Raw genomic sequence first — 12,244 nt, 5'->3', positions numbered from 1 at the left:
GCAGCTGTCCTTAGCGCCTCTATGCTGTCGTACAGATCAAGATAGCGGCCGCCTGAAAGCAGACATCGTGTGTGGCCATCCTGAGGCCGTCTGCGCGTTGCAGGTTGCCGCGTTCCAGGTCGCATTCCAGGTCTCCTGGAATGCGTAGCGCCATTGTCTTACTTACGCACGGCACGCGAGGCCCGCGCACCGGATGTCCTCTCCCGATGCAAAAGCTTGCGAAGCGTAGAGGGGTCGGAATACCCAACCTTTTCGGCGATTTCGCCGAGGCTGAACCGTGTGGTCTCCAGAAGCTCCATCGCCTTATCGACGCGCAGCTTCTGGACAAATCTCACCGGCGAAAGCCCGGTGGCGCGCTCGCATCGGCGCGCAAAGGTGCGCGCACCGAGTCCCGCGGCCTTTGCGAGCTCGGAGATTGAAAAGGTCCGATGCAGCCGCGCCCGTGCCCAGCGCTCCGCGCGAGAGACACGTTCGTCCGCGGCGGCAAGGAAGGATAGGGCCATATAGCGGGATTGCGATTGCCTCTGGTCCAGCAGGAGAAACCGGGCGCAGCTATCCGCGAGGTCAGGTCCGGCATGGCGGGCAATGATCGAAAGCATCATGTCGAGTTGCGCCATCGCTGCGCCGGCGGTGGTTACGCGCCCGTCGGTCAACACCATGGCATCGGTGTCGAGTATCACCTTCGGAAACAACTGCCGAAACAAGGGCGCGAGCCACCAGGTCGTGGTTGCGCAGCGGGCATCCAGCAGCCCGGCGCTCGCAACCAGAAAGACTGCCGAACAGGAGCTGGCGATTTCAGCTCCGGATTGAAAGGCCGCGCGTAGAGCTTTCCTGGCCATTTCGGCGTCGCGTCGTTGCAATCCATCGCGAACGAGTTGCTCATCCGTCCAGGCCAGCCCGGGCACGATCACCAAGTCAGCAGGTTTGCTGGCGACCGAATTCGAGGACAGCCTTGCGAGCCTCGTTGCCCAGCTTGCCCCGGAGCCGGATATTTTGACGTCAAAGCAAGGCGGTCTTCCGGCCCTTGCACGAATGCCGTTGGCGGCACCGATCAAGTCGAAGGTGATGGCGACACTGGCCGCGGAGGCTCCTTCCAGGACAAGAACGTCAATGAGCGGCAAGGCAAAATAGACCCGATTAATGTCATTTTTGACACTTGCCGGAATAAATGCCCGGGAACTACCGTTTGTGCAAGCTTTTCCGGAGGACAACATGAGCGATGCGCTGCTGAAGCCTGACGATCTATCCGATTTCAACCGGCGAGACGTCTCGTTGGAGGAGGCGACAAAGCCGGTCTACGTTGCAGGCAAGGGTCCGGCCGTCATCGTGATGACCGAAATGCCGGGCATTAGCCCCCACGTCGCGCGTTTTGCTCGCTGGGTTCGCGATGCCGGCTTCCGGGTCTACATGCCTTCCCTCTTTGGCAGGGATGGCGATGTTCCCGATGCGGAGACTGCTGCCGGCGTCTTTCGGCGCGCGTGCGTCAGCGCTGAATTCCGCGCGCTTGGCGGCGGTTCATCGAGCCCCGTGTCCAACTGGTTGCGGGCGCTCGCCAGACTGGCCCATGGTGAGAGCGGCGGACGGGGGGTCGGCGCTATCGGCATGTGCTTTACCGGTAACTTCGCGCTGAACATGATGCTGGAGCCGGCACTGCTGGCTCCTGTCGTGTCTCAGCCTTCCCTGCCGTTGGACAATCCCGGCGGCATCGAGAGCTCCCCTGAGGAACTGGCGAAAGTACGCGCAAGGCTGGAACGGGAAGATCTGACCGTCCTCGCCTACCGTTTTGCGGGTGATTCGTTCTGCCGCGCCGAACGGTTTGCCGCCTACCAGGCCGCGCTCGGCGATCGCTTCATTGGCCGCGTTTTGCCCGACACGGCCGCGAATACCGGACCCACGCCACCGTTCTTCGAGCAGTTCGTGAAGACGCCCCACAGCGTCGTCACGGTTCATCTTGTCGATGAGGCGGGACAGCCAACGCTCGCAGCCCGGGACGAGATTCTCGCATTCTTTCAGAAGCGCCTGAAACCGACATCGGGTTGAAGTCACGGAGAGGCGCGCTTCAAGCGCGCCATGTGCTGCTTCGTCATAACCCGGCAGGGAAGGGCCATTGATGGGCGCAATCGATGTGTGGGCACAGGTCATCACCGAGCGCATGGCCAGGAGACCATGGCTGGAGCGCCTGATGCGCTGGACGGGAAAGGCGCCCGGTCAGTTCTTCGAAACCAGCGCCGCGCTTACATTGGCGGCTATGGACGAGGCAGACATTGACATTGCGCTGCTCTCGGCGTCGCTCGATCCCCATGCGGATTTCATTTGTGAAGGTGGCAACGCGTCGGGCCACGGTATTGTGCTCGCCGAGGCGCACGGTTCGTTCGCCAAAGATGCTAGCGCTGCCAAGATAGCGAATGCGGCGAAGAGAAAGTACGCTAAGCAGGTAAAGCCCTTCATCGCGAAGTCGTCGCCGTTTGGAGAGATCATCCACGGCTATTCAATTGCATTCGGGTCGAAGCCGACGGTAACCGGGAGCTTCCTAGCCGTATCGGAGACGCGGATCTCAAAGCCGCGAAAACGAACTCCGCTGCCAAGCGTCCCGCAGAGAGGCGCGATAGCAGAAGGCACGCCGGCGCCGATGGCTCTCGCGACCCATCGCTCGAACTTTCTCTTGATGGGCGCACCGGAGGTAACGAATTGGATCGACTGGATCCGCTTGCCAGACTCCCCAGCTCCCGAGCGACATGACTTTCCGTTTCTTCGATTTGGCTATGCCGGACGAACCTATTTGGCGGCGCCTCCACGGCTTTTGCGGCCAGGCGGCCCTCCGTGGTGGATCGAGGATTTCTTCGATCATCCAGAATGGTGGCGACTTGCTCGGCGCGCACGATTGTGGCCATCGCGTCACCCTGGTCGAGGAGAAGGCGGGAGCCGAATTCCTAAATGCACTAAGCCATGCCCGCGCGATGTGGTTATCTGGTCGCTAGATGGAGGGATGGCGCTCGGATGACGCAGTTACGGCGAGTCGCGTCGCAGAGCGCACTATGCTATGAGTTTGTGACGGTACTTTCTTGGTTCGCAGCGAGACCCATCCGCGTCGCCGAAAATGGATCCCGAGAGGCGATCGATCTCGATAGATACCGAAACCGCACAAAAAAATTCGTGCGATTTTCCCTTTAAAATCAACACCGTAAGATTTTGACGGCCCGAGGGGCGGCTTTCGGCGTCGAAGGCAAGAAAAAACCCCGCGAGATCAACGGCCTAGCTGGGTTTGGAACAATCGAGTGGGAGTGAGGGATACAAACGGTGGCAACAGCGCAGTTTCGGCGGCAATTCTTGCCGTCGCTCAATTGTCGCTTTGTCTGTATTTCACTCACGTCAAGAAACTCGCCTGATAGCTGGTCGCCATGAGCGACACGTGCGCCTCCAACGGCGGTCGCAGCTCGAACGCCCTTGGCTCCCGCGAGAAATTCCACAACCGTACCAGCCGCCAATCGCCGCGACGTTCCTCAGCAACGGCCAGTTCGTTGCGCGTGATGTGAAACGGCGTGCGCTCCCAGCCATTGGTCGTCTTCACCTCGATCAGCCGATCGCGACCGTCGGTGTCGAAGCTCAGGATATCGTAGCCAGCACCGTCACCATAGACATGCGACACCCAGCGGATGCGCTCGGCGAGATCGGTCCGGCCGGCGGCGAGCAGACTGGCACGCTCATGGGCGAGGACACGTTCCTCGCCCGCGCGGCCCAGTGTGCGATTGCGGGCGTCGCGCTCGGCCACATCGTACTTCCGGGCGATGGCGGTCATCTGCTCGAGTTCGTCGGGCGGCGGCGCATTGCTGTGCGTCGGTGGTGGGCCGATCCACAGCATCGCTTCTTCCTGGAGCGTGGATAGCGACGTACCCATTGCCATCCGCGCGGCCGGTGCAAGCCAATCCGGATGACGATCGAGCCAGCGTACCACAGCGTCGACGAGCGAGGCCTGGAAATTGAAGGCCGGCTTGTAGCCCTGGATCCAATCCTCACCGAGCCCCTTGAGCACGGCGCTGATGTTCTGATGCTTGTATTCGATCGAACCACGCGGTCGATCAATCACCGCCTGCAGGATGCGGTTGTGCTCGGCCTTGATGTAGGGCCGCCCGGCGATGTCGTTCGCAAGCATCGCGAAATAATCCGCGACGATCGCGTCGTTCTGCTCGTCGGACCAGTCACCGGCCATGGCGACTCCTAGGCGGGCCGGCCAAGCTGGAGAAGTCCTGGATCATGCCAGCAACTGCGCCGGCACGCCGAGTGCTGGCCCGGCGTCGGCCAGCCGCTGGTCAGGCGTGTGCAATGTTGCGCCATGCTCCGAAGCGATGGCAAGGTGCAACGCGTCCCCCGCACGAAGCCCAAGCGCATGCTGATCGGCGAACTTCGCCGCCGCCCGGAACTGGCTGCCCGTCACGCCGAGCACGGTGAAGCTCTCGGCGACCAGCTTGTTGAACATGGCGAGCGCCGCCGCGCGCTGCTCCAGGCTGATCTGTCCCGTCCGCAGCTTGATTGCCATCGCGGACGACATCTCGGTGACGGTCCAGTCGCTGATCAGAAGTTGCGCCGGGTCCTGCTCCGCCAGCCAGGCCTGAACGCGCGGCGTCATCGCTTCGTTGGAGAGCGCCGCGACGATCAGCGACGTGTCGATATAGAGCATCAGTAGCGGTCGCCATCCCGCATCGACCGCACGAGATCGGCGGCGCTCTGAGACTGGGGCGGCATCGCCGCCGTCAGCGATTGGAGCAGCGTGGCATCGATCGGCTTGCGCGGCCTGGCCACTGCGGTGAGTCGCGCGACCGGCTTGCCGCGGCGGGTGATGTCGATGGAATCACCCGCTTCGACCCGGTCGACCAACTCGCTCAGATGAGCCTTGGCATCCGCCAGATTGATCGCATCCATGTCACGCTCCTGACCATGTAGATGGTCATATAACGCATCAGGCTTAAGAATTCCAGCGTTCTGTCTGCGCTTTGCCTTGGCGGCCCCTCCTGGACCAGAGTCGACCACCAGCCATCCAGATTGCACGCACGGAATGCATGTTCTGATCACTCGCCAGCACGACGCCGAGGATTAGCGAGCTGTGGCGTAGAGCAGCGTGCGCATAGGTCGGTTTAGAACGACAGTTGGACCTTCATCGCGCGCGACCTGTCGCTGGCGCGAAGGAACGCGCTCTCCGCCTCCGTGAAAGGCAATGTGTCAGTGATCAGGGCGCCGACATCAAGCGCGCCGCTGCCCATCAGTTCGACTGCTTGCGCGAACTCCTCGTCGAAGCGGAACGAGCCGCGGAACTGCAGTTCCTTGGTCACGACCAGATTGAGGGGCAGTTGCATCTCGCCTCCGAGCCCGAGCTGAACCACCGTTCCGCCGGCCCGGACGGCCTCGATGGCCGATCGTAAGGCGAGCGCGTTGCCCGACGCCTCGAAGGCGACATCGAAATGGCCTTTCTCGGCTGCGTAACCCGACAGCGTATCCGCCTCCCGGCTGACATTTATGGTTCGGGTCGCGCCCAGCTTCCGGCTTGTCGCGAGCGGGAAATCGTCGACATCCGTCACCACGATCTCAGCCGCCCCCGCATGGCGCGCCACGGCGACGCACAGTGCCCCGATCGGCCCGCTGCCGGTAACGAGCACTGCCTTGCCGACCAGGTCGCCGGCCTGCCTGGCCGCGTGCAGGCAGACGGCGAGCGGCTCGGCGAGCGCTCCCTCGGCTAGCGACATGGACGGCGCCAACGGAACCGCCTGGCCGCCCTCCACGGTCACGCTCTGCCTGAAGCCGCCCTGCGCGTGCGGGAAGCGCATAGCGCTGCCCATGAAACGCATGTCCAGGCACTGGTTGCGCTGACCGGACCCGCAATAGCGGCAGCTTCCGCAGGCAAGGCTCGGATTGACGGCAACCTTGTCGCCGGGACGGACATGCATCACAGCACTGCCAGTCTCGACCACGGTCCCTGCAATCTCGTGACCCAGGGCCATCGGCTCGCGCAGCCTGACGGTGCCGAAACCGCCGTGATGGAAGTAGTGCAGGTCGGAACCGCAGATGCCGCCGGCTCCGATCTCGACACGAACCTGGCGATCTCCGGGCGGCACCACCGCTACCGGCTCGATCCTCAAGTCTCTCGGCGCATGCACGAAGACGCCTCGCATCCCATGATCTCCCTGAACCGCTACAGCACCGACAGCATCCCGCCGTCGACATAGATGATTTGGCCGTTGACATAGTCGGACGCGCGGGAAGCCAGGAACACGGCGGCGCCGATCAACTCCTCCGGCTTGCCCCAGCGCCCGGCCGGGGTGCGGCCCTTGACCCAGGCATCGAATTTCGGATCGTTGACCAGCGCCTCGTTCATGTCGGTCAGCATGTAGCCTGGCCCGATGGCGTTGGCCTGGATGCCGGACTTTGCCCATTCGGCGGCCATGCCACGGGTCAACATCTTGATGCCGCCCTTTGCCACGGTGTAGGGGATGACGGTCGCGCGGGCGAGCTCGCTGGTCAGCGAGCCGATGTTGATTATCTTGCCGCGACCGCGCGGGATCATGCGCAGCGCGGCTTCCCGGCCGACCAGAAAGGCGCTGGTGAGGTTGGTGTCGATGACCCTCTGCCAATCCGCAAGCGCCAGCTCCGCCATCGGCTGCCGATGCTGGATGCCCGCATTGTTCACCAGGATGTCGACCTCCAGCCCTTCCTCGTCGAAGCGCCGGAACGCCGCCTTCACGGCGGCCTCGTTCGTCACGTCGAAAGCGGCCTCGTGCACATCATGGCCGGCCGCGCGCAACTCGCCGGCCGCGTTCGAGAGCCCGGAGCCTGCGCGACCGTTGATTATCAGGCGAGCGCCGGCCGCACCGAACCCTTCGGCGATAGCGCGGCCCAAGCCGCGGGAGGAGCCGGTGACGAGCGCGGTAGATCCGGAGAGATCGAACAGATTCGAAGCCATTGCCGTGACCTCACAATTCGGACTTGCGGTGGACCAGGTCGGGCCGCTCGAATACGGCAGGCAGCAGCTCGACGCCAAGTCCCGGCCCCTCCATCGGCAGCACATGGCCGTCCCTGATCGTCGGAACGGCCGTCACCAGCTCCCTGTACCAACCGGTATAGAAGGCGCGCACCGATTCCTGGATCAGCGTGTTCGGCTGGCTGAACGATGCATGCACGGCAGCGGCAAATCCGACCGGGCCCGTGCAATCGTGCGGGGCGAAGGGGCGATGGTAGGTGTCGGCCAGCGCCGCGATCTTGCGGCCCTCGGTCAACCCGCCGGTCCAGCAAAGGTCGACCATGACGACATGGGTTGCGTCGTGGTCGAGCATGTCCTTATAGGGGAAGCGCGTGCCAAGCGTTTCGCTGGCGCAGACCCAGACATCGGTCGCTGCGGCATACTCGGCGAGCGCCTGTGACGAGTTCATCCGGATCGGGTCCTCGTACCAGGTCGGCTCGTAGGGCTCCAGTGCGCGGGCGATCTTCATCGCCGTCGGCAGGTTCCACAGGGAATGGAACTCCACCATGATCTCCATGCTGTCGCCGACCCGCTTACGGATCTTCTCGAACGGTTCGATCGCCTTCCTCATCTGTTCGGCGCTGATGAAGAGCCCCCGATTCTCCTGAGCGGGCGGATCGAACGGCCAGATCTTCATCGCCGTTATGCCGCTTTCGAGCAGGCTTTCGGCGAGCGCGCCAGCGTCGGTCATGAAGGCGGCAAGATCCTCGTAGGGTCCTTCGTCGCTGCCGATATTCCAGGTGTCGACCGGCCGGATATTGTTGCTGCGCACGTAGCCATAGCCGGCGCAGGTATTGTAGACGCGCAACCGGTCAGTAGTCAGCCCGCCAAGCATCTGGTGCACCGGCTGTCCGCACACTTTTCCGAACAGGTCCCATAGCGCAATGTCGATCGCGGAGGCGGCTCTGTATTCCACGCCCGTCGAGGACTGTGCCATCGGCAGGTCGGTCATGACGCGGTTTAGCGCCTCGATACGCAGCGGGTCTTTGCCGAGCAGGCGGTGCGCGAGCGTGTCGTGGATATGCGCCTCCACCGCACCCGCGCCATAGAAGGTCTCGCCGAGCCCGACCGTGCCTTCGTCCGTGTGCACCCGCACCCACAGCACGTTCGAGAATTCCTTCGTGCGCAAGGTTTCAAGCGCCGTAATCTTCACGACAACCTCCCTGAGGGCGAACGTTCCGTCTCGGTCCGCCGGTCGTCAACGAAATCGTCGACGAGCAATTGACATATCATGATATTCTGTGAAATATCACTGTAAAGCTTATCGCCGCGGAGGAGATTTTGCAAGCGGTCGCAAAGCGGAAACGCGTAAAGGACGAACGCCTTTCGCCCGCGGTGTCCGGCGCGTGGGCGCTCGACCGCGGCACGGACCTCACATCGACCGCCTACGAGCGCATCGAGGAGCTTTTCGTTTCCATGCGCATCGCGCCGGGTGCCGAACTGCGGACACAGGATCTGCAAGCGCTGGTCGGCATCGGCCGGACGCCGGTCCATCAGGCGGTGCGGCGGCTGGCCGCCGAGACGCTGATGGAAATACAGCCGCGGAACGGCTTGCGCGTGTCGCCGATCGACCTGTCGCGTGAGAAGCGGCTGGCCCTGCTTCGCCGCGACCTCGACCGCTTCGTCGCGGCTGCCGCGATCGGCAACATGACGTCCAACCAGCGCGCCGCGCTGCATCATCTCAAGCGCAGGCTCGAGACCGAGGGGGCGGCAATGGATGTCGACGCGTTCAATGTCGTGGACAAATACTTCGATAAACTCCTCATCCACGCTTCCGGCGAGCGCTTCCTGGAGCGCGTGCTGAGCCCGCTGCACGCCATCGCGCGGCGCATCGGTTACCTCAATCTGAAGCACATCACCGGGCGCGACGGACTCGATACGACCATAGAACGGCACCTGGCCATCATGGAGTGGGTGCTGCGCGGCAATGAGGAAAAGGCCTGCGCGGCGTCTGATGCCCTCATCGGCCTCAGCATCTCGATGCTCGATCAACTGGAGGAGCAGATCGATCCTGCGCTCCTCGATGTCCGGTTCGCGACACACGGCGCGCCCGTTCAGCATTCGGCGGCCCGTCTGCCGGAACCCGTCACGCCCGCCGTTACGTCGGCGGGGTGAGGTCCAATCTCAGCCATCCAAAGGGAGGATAGTAATGAAACGCTACATCATGGGCATGGCTCTTGCGCTTGTCTCAACCGTGGCGATCGTGGCAGGTGCCACGGCGCAGGAATATTCGTTCCGCTTCCAGTCGTCGGACCCGGCCGGCAACCCGAACTTCGAGTACCAGAAAGGCTGGACCGACCTCGTGGCGGAGAAGTCGGGTGGCAAGGTCAAGATCGAGCTTCTGCCGGTCGGCTCGGTCGTTGAATACAACGAGACGCTGGACGCAGTGGCCGCCGGCATTCTCGATGGTCAGATCTGCGACTCGTCCTATTGGGCAGGCAAGGATCCGGCCTTTGGCCTGATCTCCAACCCGGTCGGCGCGTGGTCCGATCCCGCGCAGATGATCGACTTCGTCGAGAACGGCGGAGGCAAGGAGATCATGCAGGAACTGCTCGGCTCCTATGGGCTGCATTTCATCGGTGTATCGACGCCGGGCCTCGAGGCCTTCGTGTCGCGCGTCCCCCTCGACAAGGTCGACGACCTCAAGGGCGTAAAGGTCCGTTCGCCTGAAGGCCCGATCGCCAATGTCTTCGCCGCGGCCGGCGCTTCGCCCGTCAACCTTCCCGCATCCGAGGTCTTCACATCGCTCGACAAGGGCGTGGTCGATGCGGCTGACTATTCCGTGTTCTCGGTAAACCAGAAGCAGGGTCTCAACGGAATCGGCAAGCATCCGGTCTATCCGGGCTTCCATTCGCTGCCACTCGTCGAGGTATCGATGAACAAGGCGAAGTGGGACGCCCTGCCCGACGACGTCAAGGCAATGCTTGAACAGACGGTGAAGGAGTTCCAACAAACGCAGATCAACGGGCTGAAGGCCGCCGATCTGAAAGCCGTCGAGGAGGCCAAGCAGGACGAGTCGATCACCATTCACAACTGGTCGGCAGAAGAGCGGGCCAAGTTCCGCACGATCGCGACGGCGGAATGGGAACGGGTGGCCCAGGGCTCTCAAATGGCTCAGAAAGTGTACGACACGCTGACGGCGTATCTGAAGGGTAAGGGCCTGCTCTGAGGCCCGTCCCGAGGAGGCCGGGAGGTCGGCCTCCTCGTTTTGTTTGTGCAGCGACTGGACCGAGGATATCGGCAGGCCGGCGAATGGCCCCGCGGAGGACGTATGACGCACGACACGCAGAGCACCGATCCAGTGGACGCCGCAATGGTGCTGGAGCCGGTCCACGGCCCGGCGCCCGAGGCCGGCGCGATGGGCCGGATCGTCGACCGGTTCGGCTACATATTCGCGGCGGGTATCGTCCTGGCGGCACTGATCCTGCTTGTCGAGGTTTTCCTGCGTTATGCAGTGAACCGGCCCACCATCTGGGCCCACGAGACGACTATCTTTCTCTGCGGCGCGGCCTTCGTCTTCGGCGGTCTCTACTGCACGGCGCGCAACTCCCACATCCGCGTCGTATTGATCTATGACCATCTGTCCGCGCGGCTTCGCCGGTTCGTGGACGTCGGCATCTCTCTCGTCTCGGCGCTGGCGAGCGGCTTCTTCGCCTACGCCGCCTGGCACATGGTCGAACGGGCGGTGTTCGCGCCGTCCGGCGAAGTCCGGCTCGAGACAACCGGCAGCGCCTGGTCGCCGCCCACGCCCGCGCTGATCAAGATCTTTGTCCTGGTCACGATGGTGCTGCTGGTCGTTCAGTTCCTCATCCTGGCGTTCAACTACGCCCGCCGCGCTGGGAAATGATCGCCATGGAGACATTCGATTTCGCGTTGAACCTGCAGGCCCTCGGCATCGGCGGGGGCACTCTGCTGATGTTCGTGATGATGGTTGTGCTGCTGCTGACCGGCATGCCGCTCGCTTTCGTGACGCTGCTCGTCGCGCTCATCTTCGCGCTCGGATGGTTCGGGCCGATGTCCATCCCGCTGATCACGAGCCGCGTCTATTCCTTCGTCATGAACTTCGTGTTCGTCTCGGTGCCGATGTTCGTCCTCATGGCGGCGATCCTCGACCGTTCGGGCATCGCCCGCGACCTGTTCGACGCCATGAAGCTGGTGGCGGGCCGCATCCGCGGCGGCGTCGCGGTCCAGACCGTCTTCGTCTCGGTCATCCTCGCCGCCATGAGCGGCATCATCGGCGGCGAGATCGTGCTGCTCGGCCTCATAGCGCTGCCCCAGATGCTGCGGCTCGGCTACAACCGCAATCTGGCGATCGGCGTCGTCTGCGCCGGCGGGTCGCTCGGCACGATGATCCCGCCGTCGATCGTGCTGATCGTTTACGGGCTAACGGCGAACGTCTCAATCGGAGAGCTGTTCACCGCTGCGTTCATGCCCGGCTTCATGCTCGCCATGTTCTACGTCGCCTACATTCTGGTCCGCGCCTATCTGACACCGGGCGTCGTGCCCGATGTCGATCCGGAGCCTATGCCTGCCGCCAAGAAATTGCGGCTTCTCAAGGGACTGGTGCTGCCGATTTTCGTCGTCTTTGTGGTACTGGGTTCGATTTATGGCGGCATCGCGTCGGTCACAGAGGCATCCGCCATCGGCGTCGGCGGGGTGGTCCTCTCCACCATCGTGCGCGGCGAGTTCTCCTTCGGCCTGTTGCGCGATGCGGCCATCCAGACCCTCTCCACCGTCGGCATGATTGTGTGGATCGGCATAGGCGCCACAGCCATCGTGGGCGTCTACAATCTGATGGGCGGCGTGAACTTCGTGTCGGGCCTGATGACCGGCATCTCCGACAATCCGACGGTCATCGTGATCGTCATGATGGGTATTCTGTTCATGCTCGGCGCGTTTCTCGACTGGGTCGGCATCGCCCTGCTGACCATGCCGATCTTTGTGCCGATCATCAAATCGCTCGGCCTCGACCCGGTCTGGTTCGGCGTGCTGTTCTGCATGAACATGCAGATGTCCTATCTTACGCCGCCCTTCGGCCCGGCAGCCTTCTACCTGAAGTCGGTCGCGCCTCCCGATATAACGCTCGGCATCATCTTCCGGGCGCTGCTCCCTTTCATCGCGCTGCAGGCGCTCGCGGTCGCGATCATGATCGTCTTCCCTGGAATTACGGGTCGATAGGCAACGAGCGAGCGCGATGTAGTCATACAGAGGCAACGACGGGTTCAACTTTCCAAAAAA

The 12,244-nt window shown here is 63.0% G+C and carries 13 protein-coding genes; 6 read left to right on the top strand and 7 right to left on the bottom strand.

Annotated features, from left to right (window positions below; genetic code table 11):
* Positions 1-158: 158 nt before the first annotated feature.
* On the bottom strand, positions 159-1,214 hold the full coding sequence (locus tag JN302_RS30410) for a GlxA family transcriptional regulator (RefSeq protein WP_202330171.1): 1,056 nt from the start codon (positions 1,212-1,214) through the stop codon (positions 159-161).
* Between JN302_RS30410 and JN302_RS30405 the strand changes: the two genes are divergently transcribed.
* Together JN302_RS30405 and JN302_RS30400 are read left to right on the top strand one after the other, a co-directional pair.
* Positions 1,213-2,040 (top strand): dienelactone hydrolase family protein, encoded by an 828-nt coding sequence (locus JN302_RS30405; RefSeq protein WP_202308050.1) that lies wholly within the window; start codon positions 1,213-1,215, stop codon positions 2,038-2,040. The genes JN302_RS30410 and JN302_RS30405 overlap by 2 nt on opposite strands.
* Before the next feature lie 70 nt (positions 2,041-2,110).
* Complete coding sequence (locus JN302_RS30400) at positions 2,111-3,001, top strand: hypothetical protein (protein ID WP_202330170.1); 891 nt, start codon at positions 2,111-2,113, stop codon at positions 2,999-3,001.
* 363 nt (positions 3,002-3,364) lie between these two features.
* Here JN302_RS30400 and JN302_RS30395 read toward each other — a convergent pair whose 3' ends face one another.
* From JN302_RS30395 to JN302_RS30370, 6 genes are all read right to left on the bottom strand, one after another.
* Entirely contained in the window at positions 3,365-4,207 is an 843-nt protein-coding gene (locus JN302_RS30395) for a DUF3883 domain-containing protein (RefSeq protein ID WP_202330169.1), read from the bottom strand.
* Between the two features lie 42 nt (positions 4,208-4,249).
* A complete protein-coding gene (locus JN302_RS30390; protein ID WP_202330168.1) occupies positions 4,250-4,675 on the bottom strand; it encodes a type II toxin-antitoxin system VapC family toxin in 426 nt (141 codons plus the stop codon).
* Positions 4,675-4,917: a type II toxin-antitoxin system Phd/YefM family antitoxin gene (locus JN302_RS30385; protein WP_202330167.1), complete on the bottom strand. Its 243-nt coding sequence runs from the start codon at positions 4,915-4,917 to the stop codon at positions 4,675-4,677. The genes JN302_RS30390 and JN302_RS30385 overlap by 1 nt, the downstream gene beginning before the upstream one ends.
* A gap of 212 nt (positions 4,918-5,129) precedes the next feature.
* Positions 5,130-6,161, bottom strand: coding sequence for an L-idonate 5-dehydrogenase (locus JN302_RS30380; RefSeq protein ID WP_202308044.1), 1,032 nt, complete (start codon positions 6,159-6,161; stop codon positions 5,130-5,132).
* Positions 6,162-6,181: 20 nt separating this feature from the next.
* Positions 6,182-6,949 carry an SDR family oxidoreductase gene (locus JN302_RS30375; protein ID WP_202308042.1) on the bottom strand — a complete coding sequence of 256 codons (768 nt, stop codon included), beginning with the start codon at positions 6,947-6,949 and terminating at the stop codon, positions 6,182-6,184.
* 10 nt (positions 6,950-6,959) lie between these two features.
* Positions 6,960-8,159 carry a mandelate racemase/muconate lactonizing enzyme family protein gene (locus JN302_RS30370; protein WP_202330166.1) on the bottom strand — a complete coding sequence of 400 codons (1,200 nt, stop codon included), beginning with the start codon at positions 8,157-8,159 and terminating at the stop codon, positions 6,960-6,962.
* A gap of 182 nt (positions 8,160-8,341) precedes the next feature.
* Here JN302_RS30370 and JN302_RS30365 point away from each other — a divergent pair, with 182 nt between their 5' ends.
* The 4 genes from JN302_RS30365 to JN302_RS30350 all read left to right on the top strand — a co-directional run bounded on the left by JN302_RS30365 (position 8,342) and on the right by JN302_RS30350 (position 12,184).
* A complete protein-coding gene (locus JN302_RS30365) occupies positions 8,342-9,121 on the top strand; it encodes a GntR family transcriptional regulator (RefSeq protein WP_274609291.1) in 780 nt (259 codons plus the stop codon).
* A 34-nt stretch (positions 9,122-9,155) separates the two neighbouring features.
* Entirely contained in the window at positions 9,156-10,175 is a 1,020-nt protein-coding gene (locus JN302_RS30360; protein ID WP_202308039.1) for a TRAP transporter substrate-binding protein, read from the top strand.
* Between the two features lie 102 nt (positions 10,176-10,277).
* The gene (locus JN302_RS30355) at positions 10,278-10,853 is read left to right on the top strand and encodes a TRAP transporter small permease subunit (protein ID WP_202308038.1); all 576 of its coding nucleotides are present in this window, start codon (positions 10,278-10,280) and stop codon (positions 10,851-10,853) included.
* 5 nt (positions 10,854-10,858) lie between these two features.
* Positions 10,859-12,184: a TRAP transporter large permease gene (locus tag JN302_RS30350; RefSeq protein ID WP_202308037.1), complete on the top strand. Its 1,326-nt coding sequence runs from the start codon at positions 10,859-10,861 to the stop codon at positions 12,182-12,184.
* Positions 12,185-12,244 lie beyond the last annotated feature (60 nt).

The sequence above is a fragment of the Mesorhizobium sp. L-8-3 genome, assembly GCF_016756615.1.
GTDB lineage: Bacteria > Pseudomonadota > Alphaproteobacteria > Rhizobiales > Rhizobiaceae.
Note: the sequence above shows the minus strand (reverse complement) of the source record. Positions and strands in the feature narration are given on the sequence as shown.